The organism is Stenotrophomonas acidaminiphila, from assembly GCA_002951995.1.
GTDB lineage: Bacteria > Pseudomonadota > Gammaproteobacteria > Xanthomonadales > Xanthomonadaceae > Stenotrophomonas > Stenotrophomonas acidaminiphila_A.
The window spans coordinates 3,615,835-3,634,919 of record CP019797.1 but is presented as its reverse complement, the minus strand read 5'-3'; the positions used below and the strand labels follow the sequence as shown (position 1 = coordinate 3,634,919).

The following is a 19,085-nucleotide window of genomic DNA, read 5'->3' as shown; positions in this document are numbered from 1 at the left end:
TCGGATGCCAGTCAGTACATTGCCCCGGCGCAGCCGCACGCATGCGAGGTTGCATGACCAAGGAGATCGCATGAGCGAAAACAATGGCGAATTGATTCTCTACCGGACCGAGGACGGTCGTACCGATATCCACCTGCGTGCTACCGACGGTACGGTCTGGCTGACCCAGGGTGAGATGGCGGATCTGTTTGAAACCACCAAGCAGAACATCAGCCTGCATATCCGCAAGATCTTTGCGGAGGGAGAGCTATCCGAGGAGGCAGTTGTCAAGTTTTACTTGACAACTGCCGCAGATGAAAAGCGTTATAAAACAATGCTTTACCGGCTAGACCTGATCCTGGCGATCGGTTTCCGGGTGCGCTCCCCACGTGGGAACCAGTTCCGGCGCTGGGCGGGAACCACCTTGGCCGAGTACCTGGTCAAGGGCTTCCTGCTCAATGACCAGCGCCTCAAGGACGCCGAACGGGCGGACTACTTCGACGAACTGCTGCGCCGCATCCGCGATATCCGCAGTTCGGAGAAACGCTTCTACCAGAAGCTGCGGGATCTGTTCAAAGCGAGCAGCAGCGACTATGACGGAAGCGCGCATACCGCAAAGACCTTCTTCGCCACCATCCAGAACAAGTTGGTGTATGCGATCACCGGCCGCACCGCTGCCGAACTGATCGTGGAACGGGCCGATCCAGCAGCCGACAACATGGCGCTGACAAACTGGGTCGGGGAGCGTGTGCGCAAAGCCGATGCGGTCGTGTCGAAGAACTATCTGGATGCGCAGGAGCTGGACCAGCTCAACCGGCTGGTCACCATGTTCCTGGATTTCGCCGAAGACCGAGCCATGCGCCGGATCGAAACGCGGATGGCCGACTGGATCGCCCAGACCGACCGCTTCCTCGATTTCAACGAACGTTCCGTACTAATGGGCTCTGGCCGGATATCGCGCGAGCAGATGGAGGCCATTGTGGCTGACCGCTATGCCGCTTTCGACATGCGCCGGCGCACCGCGGAAGCTTTGGCCGCCGAGCAGGAGGCGGTCGACGAACTGAGACAACTGCAGGTCGAAGCCAAGCAGCTGGTTTCGGCCCGGAAGCGGGCATCGCGGTAGCTTTCGTCGCAGTCAACGCGACGCCGCTCCGGCACAATGGCGCGGCCATGCCTGATGCCGCCGCGGATTTCCGCCTCTACCACTCCAATGCGCTGGACGTGCTCGCCTCGTTGCTGGCCCACGCGCTGCGCGCGCCCGCGCCCGGGCAGCCGCTGCTGGCGGCCGACACGGTCCTGATCCCGCAGGTGGCGATGCGCCGCTGGCTGCAGTCCACGCTGGCCGCCGAATACGGCATCGCCGCCAATCTCGAATTCCTCACGCCGGGTGAGTTCGTTGCCCGCGCGTTGCAGGAAAACGTGCCCGGCGAGCAGGACGACCTCGGCGCGCCGGGGCTGCAGTGGCGGCTGTACGCGGCCCTGACCGACCCGGCGCTGATGCGGCAGCCGGCGATGGCCGCGCTGCGCACCTATCTGGGGGCGACGCGCCCGGCGCCGGCGACCCGCTGCGGGCCTGGTCGCTGGCCGCCGAACTGGGCGGGGTATTCGAGAAGTACCAGGCCTGGCGCCGCGACTGGCTGCTGCGCTGGGAGGCCGGCGCCGATCCCGCCGATCCGCAGGCCATCCTCTGGCGCCGCATCGCCGGCGGCCAGCAGCATCGCGCGCGCCGCATCAACGACTACCTGGCGCGGTTCGAGGGCGCCGGCCAGCCGCTGCCGCGCGGCCTGCCGTCGCGCCTGTTCGCCTTCGCCACGCTCAACGTTTCGCCCGACGTGCTGCGGGTGATCGCCACCCAGGCGCGGGTCGGTACGCTGCATTTCTACCTGCCCACGCCCACGCGCGCCTATTGGGGCGACCTGCAGACCCTGGCCGAACGGCTGCGCGGCGGCGTCGACGATCCGTTCGGCAGCGACGCCGGCGAGAACCCGCTGCTGCAGGCCTGGGGCGCGGCCGGGCGCGACTTCATGGCGGTGCTGGGCAGCTACGAAGTGGTGCACCCGTCCGGCGAGATCGCCGCCTATGCCGATCCCGAGCGGCGCGACGGGCCGACGCTGGACCAGGGCGGCCTGCGCGACAGCCTGCTGCACCGCCTGCAGGCCGACCTGTTCCACCGCCGCGCGCGGCCGCCGGCGCCGCTGCGCCCGGCGCTGCGGCTGGACGACCCCAGCGTGCAGGTCCACGCCTGCCATACCCGCCTGCGGGAAATGCAGGTGCTGCACGACCAGTTGCGCGCGCTGCTGGACGATCCGCGCTTCGACCCGCCGCTGCAGCCGCGCGAGATCGCGGTGCTGGCGCCGGACATCGACCCCTACGTGCCGTACCTGGAATCGGTGTTCGGCGGCCGCGGCGGCGGCGAGGGCCACATTCCGTGGGCACTGGCCGACGCCAGTCCGCTGCAGGGCGAGCCACTGGCCGACGTGTTCATGCAGCTGCTGGGGCTGCCGGTGTCGCGCTTTGGCCTCAACGAGATCCTCGACCTGCTCGCCAGCCCGCCGCTGGCCGCCGCCGCCGGACTGGACGCGGCCGCGTTCGAGCGCCTGCACGGCTGGCTGCAGGCCGCCGGCGCGCGCTGGGGGCTGGATGCGGCGCACCGCGGCCAGCACCAGGCGCCGCTCGACGACGCCTGCACCTGGCAGTTCGCCCTGGACCGGCTGCTGCTCGGCCACGCCAGCGGCAGCGACGACGACCTGGCCGGCGTCGCGCCGTGGCCGGAGCTGGAAGGCAGCGCACTGGCCGCGCTGGATGCGCTGATCCGCCTGCTGCGCGTGCTCGCCCGCCACCAGAAGGCGCTGGCCGAGGCGCTGGCGCCGGCGCAGTGGCGCGAACGCCTGCTTGGCCTGCTGGACGCGCTGCTGCCGGAAACGCCCGCCGAGCCGTCCACCCAGCGCGCGCTGGACCGGCTGCGCAAGCTGATCAACGCCTTCGCCGAGGACGCGGAAAAGGCCGGCTTCGATGCGGCGGTGCCCGCCGAGGTGGTGCGTGCGCACTTTTCCACGGTGTTGTCCGAGGCCGACACCCGCGCGCCGCTGCTCACCGGCGGCGTCAGTTTCGGGCGCATGGTGCCGATGCGGCTGCTGCCGTTCCGCGCGATCTGCGTGCTGGGCCTGAACGATGGCGACTTCCCGCGCCGCGACCCGGCCGCCGGCCTGAGCCGGCTCACCGCCGAACTCGGCACCGGGCGGCGCCGCCACGGCGACCGTTCGCTGCGCGAGGACGACCGCTTCCTGTTCCTGCAGTTGCTGGCGTCGGCGCAGGACGTGTTCTACCTGAGCTACCTCGGCGCCGACGCGCGCGACGGCAGCGAGCGCGAGCCTTCGGTGCTGGTCAGCGAGCTGATCGACGCGGTGGCCGCCTGCCATGCCGATGCGGCCAGCGCGCGCCAGGCGATGGTCGTGCGCCATCCGCTGCAGCCCTTCGCCCCGGCCGCGTTCGGCGGCGATGGCGAGCCGCGGCGTTTCAGCTACCGCCGCCAGTGGCACCCGGCCGCCGGTGCGGTCGGTGGCCAGCGCCAGCCGCTGGCGCCCTGGTCCGCCGGTGCACTGGACGCGCCGCTGCCCGACGCCCTGCGCGAACCCGCGCTGTCGCTGGATGCGCTGCGCCGCTTCCTGGCCGACCCGGCCGGGCAGTTCCTGGAACAGCGGCTGGGGCTGCGCCTGGGCGGCGAGATCCTGCCCGGCGACGACCTCGAACCGCTGGTGCTGCCCGAACGCGGGCGCGAGCACAGCGCGTTGCAGCAGCAGGTACTCGGCGCATTGCTGGAAGGCAGCGAACAGGGCCTGTACGAGCGCCTGCGGGCGCGCGCGCTGCTGCCCTCCGGGGCGCTGGGCCGGCAGCAGTTCGAGCAGCTGCTGGGTCGCATCCGCCCGTGCGCGGACAGCTTCGCGCAGTGGTACGACGGCGCGCCATTGCAGTCGCAGCGGCTGGAAGTGGCGATCGACGGCACCACCGTCCACGGCCGTGTCGCACAGATCCATCCACAGGGGCTGCCCCGCCTGCAGGCCGGTGCGCCGGGCGTGGCCTGGGTGCTGCGCAGCGGGTTGGAATGGTTGCTGGCCAATGCCGCCGGCGTGCCGCTGCCGCTGCTGCAGTTCATTGATGCCGGCGATGGCGGCTTTGGCCCGCACATCCTGCCGCCGCCACCGGCTGAACAGGCCCGCGCCGCCCTGCAGGCCCTGCTGCAGCTGCGTGCGCGGGGATTGCAGGCGCCGCTGCCGTTCGCCCCCTACACCGGCTGGGCGATCTACAACGCCGATCCGGACGCCCGCGAAAAGGTCGCGCGCGAGAAGTGGCATGGCAGCGACCGCAGCTGGGGCGAGCGTGACGGCGAAGCCGTGCAACTGGCGTTGCGCGGCGCCGATCCGTTCGCCGACGCGGCCACTACCAACAGATTTATCCACAACAGCCTGGTGGTGTTCACCGCGCTGCGCGAGGGCCGGGTGGCGACCGGCGGCGGGGACCGCGCATGAGCACCGCAGCACCTGCGAACGACCCGTACCTGGAGCTGCCGCTGGACGGCCTGCGCCTGATCGAGGCCAGCGCCGGTACCGGCAAGACCTTCACCCTGGCCACCCTGTTCACCCGCCTGGTGGTGGAACGGCACCTGCGCATGGGCCAGATCCTGGCCGTCACCTTCACCGAAGCGGCGACCCAGGAACTGCGCCGGCGTATCCGCGAGCGCCTGGACCTGGCGGCGCGGCTGGCCGAGGCCGCGCCAGCGGCGGACGTGGGCCATGAGGCCGCGCTGACCGGCGCCATCCTGCGGCGTTACCTGCAGCTGGGCACCGAAAGTGCCGCGCAGCTGGCGCGGCGCCTGCGCATCGCCGCCGAGGAAACCGACCTGGCGGCGATCTTCACCATCCATGGCTTCTGCGCCCGGGTACTGGCCGAACACGCGCTGGAGAGCGGCCACAGCTTCGCCGCGCCGGAACTGCTGACCAATACCCGCGCGCTCCACGCCGGGCTCGCGGCCGACCTGTGGCGGCAGCATGCCGCCCGCGGCGATGCGCTGGCGGCCCTGACCGCGCTGTGGAAGGGCCCCGACGCCCTGGCGGCCGACCTGCCGGTGCTGGTCGCCGACCTGCCGCTGCTGCCGGCGCTGCCGCCAGCGCCGCTGGACGATGCCGGCCCGCTGCGCGACGCCGCCGCGCTGCGCCTTGCCGGCGGGCTGGCCGCGCATGGCGACGCCTACCTGCAGCAGCTGCGCGCCGCGCTGGAGGGCGGTGTGCTCAACAGGAGCAGCTACAAGGCCGAATGGATCGAACCGCTGTTCCGGCAGGTGCTGCACTGGGCGCGCCATCCCGATCCGGCCGCCGCGCTGGACGAGCGGCTGCAGCGGCTCACCCTCGACGCGCTGACCGCCCGCACCGTGAAGGCCAAGGCCGGCAGCACCCCGGTGTCGCCGCTGCAGCCATTGATCGCCGACTACGTGCAGGCGCAGGCGCGCTTCGCCGAATGGCGCCGGCAGCAGTCCATCGTCCTGCTGCATGCACTGCGCGACGACGCCCGCCAGCGCCTGGCGCGGCACAAGCAGCAGTACCGGGTGCAGACCTACGACGACCTGATCGACGGCGTGCATGCGGCGCTGGACGGCGAAGCCGGCATGGTGCTGGCCGAACGCCTGCGCGCGCAGTACTGCTTTGCCCTGGTCGACGAATTCCAGGACACCGACCCGCGCCAGTGGGACATCTTCCGCCGGGTGTTCGCCGAACCGCCCGCCGCCGCCGCGCTGTTCCTGATCGGCGACCCCAAGCAGGCCATCTACGGCTTCCGTGGCGGCGACGTGCACACCTACCTGCAGGCCCGCGAGCGCGCCGCCGAGGCGCCGCGGCTGGCGCACAACTTCCGTTCGCGCCCCGGGCTGCTGCGCGCGATCGACGCGCTGTACGCCAACGCCGGCGAACAGGCTTTCCTCGACCCGCGCATCCGCTTCGAGCCGGTCGAGCCCGGCTCCAAGCGCAGCGATGCCGACTACCTGCTCGACGGCGTCCCCGCGCCGGCGCTGACCCTGCACCTGCTCGACGCCGACGCCGATGGCAAGCCGCTCAAGGCCGATGACTCGCGCCACGCCGCCACCGTGGCCTGCGTGGCCGACATCCACCGCGTGCTGTCCGCGGCGCGCCAGGGCAGGGCGCTGGTCGATGGCCGCCCGGTGCGCCCCGGCGACATCGCCGTGCTGGTGCGCTCGCACCGCGAGGCCACGCGCATCCAGCAGGCGCTGGCCGCTGCCGCCATTCCCGCGGTGGCCGCCGGCAAACACAGCCTGTTCGCGACCGCCGAGGCGCACGAGCTGCGCCTGTTGCTGCTGGCGCTGCTGCAACCGGCCGACGAAGGCCGCCTGCGCGCCGCGCTGGCCACCGTGCTGCTGGGCGAAAGCGCCGCGGCCATCGCCACGATGGAGCACGAGGGCGACCGCCAGCGCCGGCACCAGGAACGCCTGCTGCAATGGCGCGAGCGCTGGCAGCGCGGCGGCGTGCTGGCGATGCTGTCGGACCTGTGCGCCGAACAGGCCGAGCGCCTGCTGGCGCTGGTCGACGGCGAACGCCGCCTGACCAACTACCTGCAGCTGGGCGAACTGCTGCAGGAAGCCGGCACCCGCAGCATCGGCCTGCATGGCCTGCTCGACTGGCTGCAGGCGCGCATCGCCCATGCCGACGACGGCGACGAGACCCAGCTGCTGCGCCTGGAATCGGACGCGCACCGGGTGCAGGTCATCACCCTGCACAAGAGCAAGGGCCTGGAGTACCCGCTGGTGTACCTGCCGTTCGTCGGCATCGACGGCGGCGCGCCGGCCACCGACGGCCACCGCATCGTGCACGATGGTGAGCGCCGCGTACTGCACTGGAAGATCGACAAGGACGCGGCAGAGTGGAAGGCGGTCGGCCAGCAGGCCGCCGCCGAGGAGGCGGCCGAAGCCGCGCGCCTGCTGTACGTCGGCCTCACCCGCGCCGAGCACGCGCTGTGGATCGCCGGCGGCGCGCTGGCCGGGCTGCCCGGTTCGCGGCTGGGGCCGCTGCTGGATGACATGCAGCGGCTGGCCGCGCACGCCGACATCCAGATCGTCGCGGGCAGCGTGGATGCGCTGCCCGCGCGGCTGCCGCCCGCGCACGAGCCGGCAGTACCGCCGGTGCGTGGGGTGCGCCGCGCGCTGTCGCTGGACTGGTGGGTCTATAGCTTCACCCAGCTCGCCCACGCCGAGGCCGGCCACGACACGTCGGCCGCCGCCACGCAGGACAGCGGCGGCGCCGCCGACGAACCGGCGCAGGGCGAAGACGATGCCGGGCAGGATCCCGTCACGGTGCAGGAGGCCTTCGATCCGCGCTTCGCCGGCAGCCGCTTCGGCAACGTGCTGCATGCCGCGCTGGAGAACACCGACTTCGGCGCCTGGCGAGGCTGGCGGCCCGGCGACGCGGCGCCTGCGGGACAGGCCGGAGTAATCGCCGCGGCACTGCGCGCCGAAGGCTATGCCGGGCCCGACATCGACGACGGCGTGGCCCTGCTCACCATGCTGGTCGGGCAGACCCTGACCGTGGACCTGCCCGAAGGCGGCGCGCTGCATGCGCTGGCCGCGGGCGAGCGCCGTGCCGAGATCGAGTTCCACTTCGCCATGCAGCCCACCGCGGTGCCGGCGCTGCTGCGCGTGCTGCATGCGCATGGCGTGGTGCGCGGCCGCCACGGCTTCGGTGCGCGTGGCCGCCTGGAAGGACTGATGACCGGCAAGATCGACCTGACCTACCTGCGCGACGGTCGCTGGTACGTGCTCGACTACAAGTCCAACCGCCTGCCCGGCTACGCCCCGGCGCAGCTGGAGGCGGCCATGCGCCACAGCGAGTACGACCTGCAGGCGCTGATCTACACCGTGGCGCTGCACCGCTGGCTGCGCTTCCGGTTGGGCGACGGCTATGACTACGCGCGTGATTTCGGCGGCATCCGCTACCTGTTCTGCCGTGGCCTGGATGCGACCCGCACGCCTTCGCCGGGGGTGTACGCGCATGCCTTCGCGCCGGAACTGGTGCACGCGGTGGACGCGCTGTTCGCCGGCGGTGACGACGCCCACGCCGCGCTGCTGGCGCGGCTGGGAGGCCAGCCATGAGCCTGCTGGCCGCACTCAACAAGGCCGGGGCGCTGCGTGCGCTCGACCACGCGTTGGCGCAAAGCCTGCGCCGGCTCGATCCCGATACCCCCGACGCGGTACTGGCCGCCGCCGCGCTGGCCTCGCTGGCCGTCGCCCACGGCCACGCCGGGTTCGACCCGGCGCGGCCGGCGCGGCTGGTCGAGGCCGCGCTGCCCTGGCCCGACGCGCAGGGCTGGATCGCGCAGCTGCAGGCATCGCCCTGGGTGGCGCGGCCCGACGACGATGCCGACGAGGCCACGCAGGCGCCGCTGGCCTGGGAACACGGCCTGTTGTACCTGCGGCGCTACCGCGAGTACGAGCGGCGGCTGGCGCTGGGCCTGCAGCGCATCGGCCAGGCCCCGCTGCAGGCCGCCGATCCGGCGGCGCTGGCGCCGCTGTTCGCGCGGCTGTTTCCCGGCAACGCGGCCGCCGCGCCGGGCCCGGCGGCCCGGCAGGGTGACCTGTTCGCCCAGGTGCCCGCCGCTGCGGCCGCCGCATCCACCGACGCTTCCCCCGCCGTCGACCAGCAGGCCCGCGCCGCGGCGCTGGCCCTGCGCCACGCGCTGCTGCTGGTCACCGGCGGGCCGGGTACCGGCAAGACCACCACCATCGCGCGCCTGCTGGTGCTGCTGGCCGCGCAGGCCCAAGCTGCCGGCCGCGCGCCGCCGCGGGTGGCGCTGGCCGCGCCCACCGGCCGCGCTGCCGAGCGCATGGCCGAAAGCCTGCGCAACGCCGTGCAGCAGCTGCCGCGGCTGGGCGTGGACGCGGCGCTGTGCGCGCAGCTGCCGACCACCGGCACCACCCTGCACCGCCTGCTGGGCGTGATTCCGGATTCGCCGCGCTTCCGCCACCACGCCGACAACCCACTGGCGTACGACACGATCGTGGTGGACGAGGCCTCGATGATCGATCTGCCGCTGATGGCCAAGCTGGTCGAGGCGGTGGCCGACGGCACCCGGCTGGTGCTGCTGGGCGACCCGGACCAGCTGCCCTCGGTGGAAGCCGGCGACGTGCTCGGCGCCATCCTGCGCGCCGCCGGCGACGGCACGCGCATTGCGCCCGACGACGCGCAGGCGTTGCAGGGCCTGCTGGGCGCGCTGCCGGCGGCATCCATCGCGCCGCCGGCGACCGGTTTCGCCGGCACCCGCGTGCAGTTGCAGCGCGGCTACCGGCAGAGCGAGGCGCTGCAGCTGGCACCGCTGGCCGCGGCGATGCGCGGCGGCGACGCCGCCCGCGCGCTGTCGCTGCTGCGCGACGCGCAGCTGCCCGGCGTGCACTTCCACGAGAACGAGGACGATCCGCTGCAGGCCTGGCGTGAACCACTGCAGCGCTACTGGGAAGCACTGGCCGCCGCGCAGACGCCGGCACAGGCGCTGGCCCTGGCCGGGCGCCTGCGCCTGCTCACCGCCGTGCGCGAAGGCCCGCAGGGCGCGCGCGGGCTCAACGCGCGCATCGAAGAGCTGCTCGGCGGCACGACCCCGCGCGGCGGCGCACCTGCCCACTTCCACGGGCGCCTGCTGCTGGTCACCGAGAACAGCTATCGCCACCGCCTGTTCAACGGCGATGTCGGCATCTGCCTGCGGGACGGCACCGGCCGCGGTACCACCGCCTGGTTCGCCGGCGACGATCCCGACGCGCCGCGGCCGTTCCACCCGGCGGCATTGCCGGCGCACGAAAGTGCCTTTGCCATGACCGTGCACAAGGCGCAGGGTTCGGAGTTCGACGAGGTCTGGCTGCAGCTGCCGCACCGCGACAACCGCGTGCTCAGCCGCGAACTGCTCTACACCGGCATCACCCGCGCCCGCCACGCCCTGCACCTGGCGGGCGACGCGGCGGTGATCGAAGCCGCGCTGTCGCGCCACGCCAGCCGCTGGTCGGGCCTGGCGCAGCGGCTGGGCCAGGCGCAGGGATAGTGCCCGCTGTGCCCTGCATGACCGGCGATCAGTACTCGTGCCGACAAGTAGCACATGTGTGCTACTTCGGTCCGGAATCAGTGATCCCACGGGGCAGCTCATGGGCACCCCCACCATCCGCCTTCCGGACGAGTTGAAGGCCCGCGTCGCCGAGATGGCGAAGGAAACCGGCATGACGCCGCATGGATTCATCCTGGAAGCGATCGCCGAGAAAGCGGCGCTGGCCCAACGCCGCGCCGACTTCGAAGCCGAGGCGGAACGACGCCATGCCGGCATCGCCGCATCGGGAAAAACCTTCCCCTGGAACGAGATGCGCAGCTATCTGGAACGTCGGGTGGTGGGCCAGACCGCCCGGCACCCCGCCGCCCGCAAGCTGGCGGAACAGCGGTGACGCGGATCGAACTTGCGCCCGAGGTCGGGGAGATTTCGAGCGCATCCTCCTGCATCTCGAGCCATACGATGCCGGACAACGCACGGCACGGCTTGGCGGCATCATCGACGCCTTCAACGTGCTGGAAAGCAGCCCCCTGATCGGCCGCCACTGTGGCGAGGACATGCGTGAGCTGGTGATCGGCAGGGGCGCAGCCGGATACATGGCGTTGTACCGGTATGTTGCCGGTATCGACACCGTGTTCGTCCCTGTCATCAGGGCGCAGCGCGAGGCCGGGTACGTACGCTGATCCGCGGCGAGTCCAGAGGGTCTTCAGCCTGCTGGCTCCTACCGCCCCATGCACTACCCGGCATGAAAGCCACGCACGAAGCCGTCGATATCGTCCGCACTCATGTCCTCAGCTTTCCGCGGATATGCTCCACCGCCTGGTGGTACTGCGCGGTCTGCCTGAACGCCTGGAACTTCCACTCGCGCCAGGCGCGGAACGGTTCGGGATCGATCGACGGCGCCTCGACCATCCGTCCCTGGGCGATGCGGTAGACGCGGTAATGCGCGTAGATGGAGCCATGGCCCATGTGCACGTAATCGACCAGGCGCCCGTCGGGGACGATCAGCGCGCCGCTGTACCAGCTGGCGGCCGCCGGGGCGCCTTCACGAAACAGCCGGGCCAGCAAGTCGAGCTGCTGGAGCTTTCGTTGCCGCTGTCGTACAGGCGTACCTCGACCCTGCGCAGCAGCAGCCGGTCGCCGTCGATCGCCGGTGCGCCACGCAACCGCGCCAGTTGGCGGTGCCGCGCGAGACGTTCTCCGGCGGGAAATCGGGGCGATCGCGCAGCTGGCTTTCCAGCGGGTTGGTATCGAGCGCGTCGTCGCGGCCTTCAATGAAGATACGGTCCGGGACCTGCGCGGTCGCGCCGGCGGTTGCGGCCAGCCCCAGCAGCAGCCCCGCCAGCAGCATGCGCATCGCCAGGGTCATCGCCTTCCCCGTGGGCCTCGTCCAGCCGCGAGGTCAGCGGCTTGCGCCCGCGCCCGTCGCCCACGGCGCGCGTTCCAGCCCGGCGGCGAGGTAGTCGATCAGCCGCTGTACGCGCGCCGGGCGGCGCAGGCCGGGCGGGGTGACGATGTGCAGCGCGATCGGCTCCACCTGCCAGTCGTCCATCGCCGTTTCCAGGCGGCCGGCGCGCAGGTCGTCCCAGACCATGAACTCCGGTTGCAGGGCCAGTCCCAGCCCGCCGCGCAGCGCCGCGGCGAACACTTCGGCGTTGTTGGCCTGCAACTGGCGCGGCACGGTCTGCGCATATTCGCCGTGGCGCCGGTGGCGGAAGCGCCAGGTGTTGCCACTGCGGGTGTAGCTGTACTGGAAGCCGCGGTGGCCGGCGAGGTCGCGCGGGTGCTGCGGCCTGCCGTGTTCGGCGAAGTAGCCCGGCGCGCCGACCAGCAGGATCCGCACCTGGCACAGGCGGCGCGCGCGCAGACTGGAGTCGGCCAGGGTGGAAATGCGCAGCGCCAGGTCGAAGCGCTCGGCCACCAGGTCCACCTGCGCGTCGCTGAGCTGGATATCCAGCTCCACGTCCGGGTGCGCGCGCATGAACGCCGGCAGCAGCGGCGCCAGCTGCGCCACGCCGAAGGACATCGGCGCGGCCACCCGCACCATCCCGCGCAGCGTCGCCGAACGGTCGGCGACCTCGGCCTCCACCGCCTCGCCCTCGTCGAGGATGCGCGCGGCGCGCTCCAGTGCCGCGGCGCCGGCGTCGGTCAGCGACATGCGCCGCGAGGTGCGGTGGAACAGGGTGGTGCCGATGCGTGCTTCGAGCCGGGTGATGGCCTTGGACACGGTGGCCTGCGACAGCCCCAGCGCTTCGGCCGCACGGGCGAAGGAGCCGGCCTCGGCGACCCTGGCAAAGATGGCCCAGGCTTCCAGGTCGGGCAGTTGGCTCATGGTGCACACCGCGATGGGAGAAGACTGGATCATGGCACAAACGGAAAGGATGTATTTTCATTCCTTCCATTCCGGATGCAAACGCGCGTGCCTAGACTGGCCCCATCGCAACCACCCCGCAGGACACGACCATGATCGAGCGTCGCCCGTTTGCCACCCTTGGCGGAGCCAACCACGGTTGGCTGGATGCCAGGCACCACTTTTCCTTTGCCGGCTACCACGACCCGGCGCGCGTCCACTGGGGCGCCCTGCGGGTGTGGAACGACGACACCATCCAGCCCGGCACCGGCTTCCCGCCGCATCCGCACGCGGACATGGAGATCGTCACCTATGTGCGCGAGGGCGCCATCAGCCACCAGGACGACCAGGGCAACAAGGGCCGTACCGAGGCCGGCGACGTGCAGGTGATGAGTGCCGGCACCGGTATCCGCCATGCCGAGTACAACCTGGAGCCGGGGGTGACCCGCATCTTCCAGATCTGGATCATCCCGGATGCGCGCGGCGGCGCCCCGGCGTGGGGTACCAAGCCCTTTCCCAAGGGCGGGCGCTCCGGTCGCTTCATCGCCCTGGCCAGTGGCATGCAGGGTGACGAGGAGGCCCTGCCGATCCGCGCCGACGCCCGCGTACTGGGCGCGTCGCTGAAGGCCGGCGAGAGCACCACGTACCACTTCCGCGACGCCACCCGCCACGGCTACCTGGTGCCCAACACCGGCAAGGTGGAAGTGAACGGCGTGCCGCTCGAAGCCCGCGACGGTGCCGCCATTGCCGGTGAGGGCAGCATCACCGTCCGCGCGCTGGAAGACGCCGAACTGGTGCTGGTGGATACCGCCGCCTGAGCGGCGGGACCGCCTGGTGATCGACGCAAGGGCGCGGGCGACCGCGCCCTTGCCGTCGTCGGCGAAGGCAAGCCGGATGCAGGAGCGACGCAGACACCCGTGCCTTCCGCTAGAACCCGGGCGCCACTGCCGCTGCGGATTCGCCGCGACATTCCCGGCGCCGCGCGGGTTCTCCCGGCATGGCGTACGAACGCGGGTGGGTCAGCGCATCGCTTCGCGACGGCGGGTCGGAGGCGACCGGCCTGCGCATGCGCGGACAGCGCCGGGCCCGGGAGCCGCAGGAAGCAGGCACCTTGTCCGCCAATCCGTGCAGGGCGCCACAGGCAGCGGTTGCGCTTGCCGCCATACTGCGGATTGGCCGGCCACGGTACCGCGACGACATGCGTGACTTCCTCTACTACTCCTCCCTGCTCCTGCTGGGATGGGCCTGGTACCGGTTCGGGCAGAAGCAGCTCCAGAAAGCGCCCTTCGACGAGAACGGCGCACCGACCCAGGGGCTGGTGGGGCCGGTGGGCTTCCTGATGACCGCTGGCGTGGCGGGCTATGCGCTGTTCGCCGTCATGCGCGCGCTGGTGCGGGGCCAGATACCTTGCCTCGGCAAGGGCTGCGCCGGGCAGGTGTATACGCTGGTCGCGCATGCGGGCGCGTACTGGGCCAACGTTCTGTTTCTGGTGTGGCTGGTGCTGGCGCTGGGTTATGGAATGTACGTGACGCTGAAGATCTGGTTCCGCTGATGGTCCACCGTGGGCTTTGCGGGTAGCGCCGGCGCCGGCAATGGCGGCATGCGCGGTCCCCGCCTAGACTGCTTTCCTTGCCAACCCGGGAATCCCGTCATGCAGGCCAAGGGCGAGTTCGACATCACGCGCGTCCCGCAGGAATCACTGGACATCGGCGGCGGCGCGGTCGTCGGCCATGTGCGTTTCGACAAGCGCTTCCATGGCCCGTTGGACGCCAGCAGCGTGGTGCACATGCTGGCGATGATGTCGCCGGTATCCGGCTCCGGCGCCTACGTCGCCCTCGAGCGCATCGAAGGCACTCTCGACGGCCGCCGCGGCAGCTTCCATGCCCAGCACAACGGTGTCATGGACCGCGGCGCGCCCCGGCTCGACCTCACCGTGGTGCCCGACAGCGGCACCGGCGAGCTGGCCGGCCTGCACGGCCGCATCGCCATCGACATCGTCGACGGCAGGCACCACTACACCTTCGATTACGGCTTCCGCGATACCTGAGGCGAAAGCCAGGCCGCCCGCGTCCGCCCAGGAGCGCGTTTGCAGGAGCGTGCTGCGGTGCGCGATGAAGTTCTTCCTGTCAGGCCCCGTCGCGCATTGAAGTGCGCTCCTGCGGGTGCGCGGGTCATTGCGGCTTTTTGCGCCGCTGGCTGCGCGTGGGCCTGCGGGCGGCCGCGGCGCCATCGCCGTCATTGCCACCGGCGGTACCGCCGCCGAGCTGCTCCAGCCACGACAACGCGTCGGTGTAGGCGACGAAATGCTGCAGGTAATCGGGGCAGACCTCGCGCATCAGCGCCATGGCGCGGTAAGTGAGCACGCTGGAATGCAGCGGGCCGGCGTCCTCGGGCAGGCCGTCGAGGCAGTGTCGCAGCAGGCCGTCGATGCGGATGCGGGTCCACAGCTGCTGGAACTCGTCCAGTACCGGCATCGGCGCGGCCAGATCGACGACCGGCACGGTGTCGCCGGCGTCGCCCGCTGCACCGGGTGCAGCCGGGGCGGCGGACTGCGCCGGTGCCGCCGCCGGCCGCGCCTGGCCGAACCGGTCCAGCAGTTGTCGCAGCGGGCTGGCGCCGGCGGCGTGCGTCGATCGCGGCAGCCCGGTGGGCGGTGGCAGTGCGGCATAGGCATCGGCCAGTTCCCGCAGGCGCGCGTCCAGGTGCTGCCGCAGCGCGCCGTCGTGGCGCGCCGCGTGCCGCGCCAGCGCGCGCATCAGCGCGAAGCGCAGCGGATCGATGCGGTCGGCGCCCTGCTGCTGCCAGGCTTCCAGCCGCGCGTGGACATCGCCGGCCTCAGCGGCCATCGGCCTTGCCATCGGGCGCGTGGCGCGGGATCGGCGCGATCTCCACGCGCCGGTTCTTCGCGCGCCCGGCCTCGTCGTCGTTGGAGCTGACCGGCTGCTCGGCGCCGAACGCGGCGGCGAACACCGACGACGACGGCACGCCGTCGGTGATCAGGGTGCGGGTGACGGTGAGCGCGCGCGCCGCCGACAGTTCCAGGTTGTCGGCGAAGCGGGCGTTGGCCGCGCGCACCGGCTGGTTGTCGGTGAAGCCGCTGACCATCAGGATCTCGTCGCGCGCGGACAGGTAGTCGCGCAGCGGTCCGGCGATGCTCTGCAGCAGCTCGCGGCCCTCGGGCTGCAGTTGGTCGGAGTTGAGCGCGAACAGCACGCTGCCGCTGATGCCGATGCGGCCGTCGATCACGGTCACCCGGCCGGCCGCCAGCGGCGCGGCCAGTGCCTGCTCCAGGGTCTTCAGCCGCGCGGCCTCGGCCTGGCGCTGCTTCACTTCCTCGTCCAGGCGGTTGTGCAGCAGCAGCTGGATGCCGATGACGCTGGCCAGGATCAGCACGAACGCGCCCAGCAGCACCGACATCAGGTCGCCGAACGCGGCCCAGGTGGTGGCGCTGGATTCGGCGTCGAACTCGATCTCGTCGCTCATGCGCCGGCGGCCCCGTCGCCGGTCCCGGCCAGTTGCTGCAGCTGGCCGATGATCTGCTTCTGCGACAGCATGCTCAGCTCGATCACTTCGCGTGCCTGCGCCACGTAGTAGGCGAGCTGCTCGTCGCTGCGCGCCAGCGATTTCTCCAGCGCCGATTCGATGGCCTGCAGGCGTTCATTGAGGCTGCCGGTGGCGTCGCCGAACGCCTGCACCGCGCCGCCGAACGCTTCGCCCAGGCTCGCCACTTCCAGCGCGCTGCCGGTGACGTGCGCGGCGGCGGCGTCGAGCCGCCCGGCCTCGCCTTCGACCTGCGCGCTGAAGCGGCTGCCCACGCGCTCCAGCAGCTCGGCCGAGGTCGAGACCAGCGCGTCGATGGCGCCGCGTTGTTCGTGCGATGCATGGTTGACCGCGTCGAGCAGGGTCTGCAGGGTTTCCAACAGGCGCCCGCGCTCTTCCAGCATGGCGGTGTCGCGGACCATGCTGTCGGACAGCTTCTGGCGCAGCTCGGCGACCACTTCGGCGGCCGCGCGCGGCGCCTCGGACGCGGTGGCGACCAGCCGCCCGATCTCGGCCAGGGTATCGCGCGCCTGTGCCTGCGCCTGTGCGTGGATCGCCTGGGTGGTCTGTACCAGGGTGTCGCAGACCTGCTGCTGCTGCGCGGCGACCTGGGCGCTGCTGTGTTCCCAGCGCTGGCCGAACTCGCCGGTCAGCGTAGCGAAGGCAGCGCGCCATTGCGCCAAGCGCTCGGCGTCGCGCGCCTGCAGGGCGTCCTGCAGTTCGCCATGCGAACGCTGCAGGGCGTCGATCATGGCGTCGCTGCGCCGGGCGAAGTCGGCGGCGGCGTCGGTCAGCGCCTGCGCGTTGCCGGCGATGCCCTCCAGCGCGCCGCCGGCCGCGGCCTGCAGCTGGGCCGAGACCTCGCCTGCGGTGCGCGCCAGCGCGTCGCACACCTGCTGCTGCTGCTGCGCGACCTGCGCGCCGTTGCGCTGCCAGTTCTCCTCCAGCGTGGCGAGCATCGCCGCCAGCGACTGCGACCAGTGCGCCAGCTGCTGTTCGTCGCGCGCGGCCAGTGCCGCCTGCAGTTCGCCGTGCGCCTGTGCCAGCGTGTCGACCAGCGCGCGTGCATGCCGGTCGAGGTGTTCGGCGGCGGCCACCAGTGCCTGCTCGTTGCGCTCGGCCAGCGCCGCATGGGCGTCGTGCTGGCGCGCCAGTGCGCTGTTCCAGGCGTCGGCGGTCCGGCTGCTGCTGTCTTCCAGCCGCGTCGCCACGCCGTCGACCAGCGCGGCCGAGCGCTGCTCGAAGGTGGCGGCGAACTGCTGCAGCGCCTGCTGCAGGCCATCGGCCAGTGCTGCGTTGCCGCGCTGCTGCTCGGCGACGGCGGCGCTCCAGCTCTCGCGCGCGGCGCTGGCCGTGCCCTGCACGGCACTGTCCAGGCCGTCGAGCTGGCGGTGCACGGCCTGTTCAATGGCCGCCTGCAGGCGGTCGGACTTCTGCGCCAGCGCGGCCATGGTGGTGTCCACCACCGGCTGCAGCGCGGCACCGACGGCGTTGGCCTGCTGGGCGATGCCGTCACGCAGCGCCTGCTGCAGCGAACCGGCCAGCTGCGTCCATGCCGCCTCGCTGTGCTGGTGGAATGCCTGCTGGCTGGCCTGCAGGCGTTGCCCGGCGTCGTGCTGCTGCCGCTCCAGGGTGTCGGCCAGGGCCTGCAGGCGCTCGACCAGGGCCGGCATCAGCGCGTTCTGTTCCTGCAGCAGGCGGAAGGTCTCGCGGCGCTGCACCGCGTGCGACAGGTGCCCCAGGTGCGTGGCGATGCCCGCATCGAGCTGCTGTACCGCCTGCGCGCGTTCGCGCCGCAGCAGCGCCGACAGCAGGCCCAGCGCGGCCGAGCTGGCGACGCCGGCGATGGAGGTGCCGAACGCGAAACCCAGGCCCTTGACCGGCGCGGCCAGCGAACTGCGGATGGCGTCCAGGTCGGTGGCGCTTTCCAGCGCCAGCCCGGTGCCGCGCAGGGTCGCCATCATGCCCAGCAGGGTGCCGAGCATGCCCAGCAACACCAGCAGGCCGACCAGGTAGGGGGTCAACGCCGGTGCCGGCAGGCCGACGCGGTCGCCCTGGATGCGCAGCCGCACGCCATGGCGCAGGCCCGGCTGCAGCCGCGACAGCCAGCCGTCGAGGTCGCCGGCGGCCTCGCCCAGCGATGGCAGCGCCTGCACCAGGGTGGCGGTGGCCTGCCGGTAGCGCAGCAGTTCGAAGCCGCCGGCCAGGTAGCACGCGGCGATCAGCGCGGCCACCGCGGCGGCCAGCGGATGGCTGCCGAGGTAGCCGATGCCGATCCAGCACACGGCCAGCAGGCCGGCAAGGAACACGACGGGAACGATGGGGTTTCTGGACATGGAGAGGCGGTTACCGGGTGCGCAACGCGGCGAGCAGGCCGTCGATGGGGTGGAAGCGGACGTCCAGTTCGGCCAGCAGCGCGGTGCGCATGTCCTGGCGGAACCGTGCCAGCCAGGGGCCGGCGGCGGGAGCAGCGGGAGTGTCGTCCGCCGCGTCGGCGGCGGCGGTATCGGGGGTATCCGGGGCGCCGGCATCGCGCAGGCGCTGGAAGTGCAGGCCGAGCAGGCCGGGGACGATCGCCAGCAGCGCCTGTTCGCGCGGGCTGAGCGTGGCTTCCATCACTGCGTCGACCTCGGCCAGGCGTGCCTTGGCCGGCGACTGCAGTGCCAGCATGTCGCGCAGGCGGCCGCGCAGCAGGCCGGTGGTCGCCTGCATCGCGCGCTGCGCGGCCAGGCAGTGCTGCCGGTAGGGCAGGTAGCCGGGGTCGATGTTGGCGGCGCTGGCGTCCTTGCGGCGCGGCGCGGACAGGTCGACGTCGGCGTCGATGGTGTCCAGCAGCGAACGGCGCAGGCGCGCGCATTCGGCTTCCTGGGCGGTGTCGAAGGCGGGACCGTCGGCGGGGGCCGGCAGCCGGTTGTCCAGCGCGCGCGACAGGGTGATGGCGCGGTTCCAGTCGAACCACTGCGCCAGCCGCTCGGTCAGTACCGGCGGCGTGCGCGGGAGGTCGGCGTCGCCGAAGCGGGCCAGCAGGCGAATGAACGCCGGGCCCAGCACGGGCGCCCGTGTGGAAGCTTTCGCCATGGTCCTGACCGAAAAATCGGGCATTTTACATGGCCCGCCAGGGGGTGCCCCGGCAGCC

General features: G+C 72.0%; 14 protein-coding genes and 1 pseudogene. 9 read left to right on the top strand and 6 right to left on the bottom strand.

Going from position 1 to position 19,085, the window contains the following annotated elements; translation table 11 throughout:
• Positions 1 to 70 precede the first annotated feature (70 nt).
• The 6 genes and pseudogenes from B1L07_16110 to B1L07_16085 all read left to right on the top strand — a co-directional run bounded on the left by B1L07_16110 (position 71) and on the right by B1L07_16085 (position 10,742).
• Positions 71 to 1,102 (top strand): hydroxyacid dehydrogenase, encoded by a 1,032-nt coding sequence (locus B1L07_16110; GenBank protein ID AUZ56353.1) that lies wholly within the window; start codon positions 71 to 73, stop codon positions 1,100 to 1,102.
• Positions 1,103 to 1,149: 47 nt separating this feature from the next.
• Positions 1,150 to 4,505, top strand: a pseudogene (locus B1L07_16105) (exodeoxyribonuclease V subunit gamma).
• Positions 4,502 to 8,128, top strand: coding sequence for an exodeoxyribonuclease V subunit beta (locus B1L07_16100; protein ID AUZ56352.1), 3,627 nt, complete (start codon positions 4,502 to 4,504; stop codon positions 8,126 to 8,128). Before B1L07_16105 ends, B1L07_16100 begins: the two are co-directional and overlap by 4 nt.
• Positions 8,125 to 10,062 carry an exodeoxyribonuclease V subunit alpha gene (locus B1L07_16095; GenBank protein ID AUZ56351.1) on the top strand — a complete coding sequence of 646 codons (1,938 nt, stop codon included), beginning with the start codon at positions 8,125 to 8,127 and terminating at the stop codon, positions 10,060 to 10,062. Before B1L07_16100 ends, B1L07_16095 begins: the two co-directional genes overlap by 4 nt.
• Positions 10,063 to 10,162: 100 nt before the next feature.
• Positions 10,163 to 10,453, top strand: a complete 291-nt coding sequence (locus B1L07_16090) for a CopG family transcriptional regulator (GenBank protein ID AUZ56350.1) — start codon at positions 10,163 to 10,165, stop codon at positions 10,451 to 10,453.
• 43 nt (positions 10,454 to 10,496) lie between these two features.
• Positions 10,497 to 10,742: a hypothetical protein gene (locus B1L07_16085; protein AUZ56657.1), complete on the top strand. Its 246-nt coding sequence runs from the start codon at positions 10,497 to 10,499 to the stop codon at positions 10,740 to 10,742.
• A gap of 100 nt (positions 10,743 to 10,842) precedes the next feature.
• On the opposite strand, the gene B1L07_16080 is transcribed toward B1L07_16085, so the two are convergent.
• Complete coding sequence (locus B1L07_16080) at positions 10,843 to 11,127, bottom strand: hypothetical protein (GenBank protein AUZ56349.1); 285 nt, start codon at positions 11,125 to 11,127, stop codon at positions 10,843 to 10,845.
• Between the two features lie 334 nt (positions 11,128 to 11,461).
• Positions 11,462 to 12,391 carry a LysR family transcriptional regulator gene (locus tag B1L07_16075; protein AUZ56348.1) on the bottom strand — a complete coding sequence of 310 codons (930 nt, stop codon included), beginning with the start codon at positions 12,389 to 12,391 and terminating at the stop codon, positions 11,462 to 11,464.
• 131 nt (positions 12,392 to 12,522) lie between these two features.
• Here B1L07_16075 and B1L07_16070 point away from each other — a divergent pair, with 131 nt between their 5' ends.
• From B1L07_16070 to B1L07_16060, 3 genes are all read left to right on the top strand, one after another.
• A complete protein-coding gene (locus B1L07_16070; protein AUZ56347.1) occupies positions 12,523 to 13,227 on the top strand; it encodes a hypothetical protein in 705 nt (234 codons plus the stop codon).
• A gap of 380 nt (positions 13,228 to 13,607) precedes the next feature.
• Positions 13,608 to 13,961, top strand: coding sequence for a hypothetical protein (locus tag B1L07_16065; GenBank protein AUZ56346.1), 354 nt, complete (start codon positions 13,608 to 13,610; stop codon positions 13,959 to 13,961).
• A gap of 99 nt (positions 13,962 to 14,060) precedes the next feature.
• Entirely contained in the window at positions 14,061 to 14,456 is a 396-nt protein-coding gene (locus B1L07_16060; GenBank protein AUZ56345.1) for a hypothetical protein, read from the top strand.
• A 124-nt stretch (positions 14,457 to 14,580) separates the two neighbouring features.
• Here the strand turns inward: B1L07_16060 and B1L07_16055 are convergent, their stop codons facing one another.
• From B1L07_16055 to B1L07_16040, 4 genes are read right to left on the bottom strand one after another with little or no spacing between them, the layout of a single operon-like run.
• Positions 14,581 to 15,255 (bottom strand): hypothetical protein, encoded by a 675-nt coding sequence (locus tag B1L07_16055; protein ID AUZ56344.1) that lies wholly within the window; start codon positions 15,253 to 15,255, stop codon positions 14,581 to 14,583.
• The gene (locus B1L07_16050) at positions 15,245 to 15,892 is read right to left on the bottom strand and encodes a hypothetical protein (protein ID AUZ56343.1); all 648 of its coding nucleotides are present in this window, start codon (positions 15,890 to 15,892) and stop codon (positions 15,245 to 15,247) included. The genes B1L07_16055 and B1L07_16050 overlap by 11 nt, the downstream gene beginning before the upstream one ends.
• A complete protein-coding gene (locus B1L07_16045; GenBank protein ID AUZ56342.1) occupies positions 15,889 to 18,285 on the bottom strand; it encodes a DUF802 domain-containing protein in 2,397 nt (798 codons plus the stop codon). Before B1L07_16045 ends, B1L07_16050 begins: the two co-directional genes overlap by 4 nt.
• A 10-nt stretch (positions 18,286 to 18,295) precedes the next feature.
• Positions 18,296 to 19,027 (bottom strand): hypothetical protein, encoded by a 732-nt coding sequence (locus B1L07_16040; GenBank protein AUZ56341.1) that lies wholly within the window; start codon positions 19,025 to 19,027, stop codon positions 18,296 to 18,298.
• Positions 19,028 to 19,085 lie beyond the last annotated feature (58 nt).

What these genes read in the sequence shown, in the direction of transcription:
- B1L07_16110 (AUZ56353.1), top strand. Translation starts at nt 71, where the DNA reads ATGAGCGAAAACAATGGCGAATTGATTCTCTACCGGACCGAGGACGGT.
- B1L07_16100 (AUZ56352.1), top strand. Translation starts at nt 4,502, where the DNA reads ATGAGCACCGCAGCACCTGCGAACGACCCGTACCTGGAGCTGCCGCTG.
- B1L07_16095 (AUZ56351.1), top strand. Translation starts at nt 8,125, where the DNA reads ATGAGCCTGCTGGCCGCACTCAACAAGGCCGGGGCGCTGCGTGCGCTC.
- B1L07_16090 (AUZ56350.1), top strand. Translation starts at nt 10,163, where the DNA reads ATGGGCACCCCCACCATCCGCCTTCCGGACGAGTTGAAGGCCCGCGTC.
- B1L07_16075 (AUZ56348.1), bottom strand. Translation starts at nt 12,391, where the DNA reads ATGAGCCAACTGCCCGACCTGGAAGCCTGGGCCATCTTTGCCAGGGTC.
- B1L07_16070 (AUZ56347.1), top strand. Translation starts at nt 12,523, where the DNA reads ATGATCGAGCGTCGCCCGTTTGCCACCCTTGGCGGAGCCAACCACGGT.
- B1L07_16065 (AUZ56346.1), top strand. Translation starts at nt 13,608, where the DNA reads ATGCGTGACTTCCTCTACTACTCCTCCCTGCTCCTGCTGGGATGGGCC.
- B1L07_16060 (AUZ56345.1), top strand. Translation starts at nt 14,061, where the DNA reads ATGCAGGCCAAGGGCGAGTTCGACATCACGCGCGTCCCGCAGGAATCA.
- B1L07_16055 (AUZ56344.1), bottom strand. Translation starts at nt 15,255, where the DNA reads ATGGCCGCTGAGGCCGGCGATGTCCACGCGCGGCTGGAAGCCTGGCAG.
- B1L07_16050 (AUZ56343.1), bottom strand. Translation starts at nt 15,892, where the DNA reads ATGAGCGACGAGATCGAGTTCGACGCCGAATCCAGCGCCACCACCTGG.
- B1L07_16045 (AUZ56342.1), bottom strand. Translation starts at nt 18,285, where the DNA reads ATGTCCAGAAACCCCATCGTTCCCGTCGTGTTCCTTGCCGGCCTGCTG.
- B1L07_16040 (AUZ56341.1), bottom strand. Translation starts at nt 19,027, where the DNA reads ATGGCGAAAGCTTCCACACGGGCGCCCGTGCTGGGCCCGGCGTTCATT.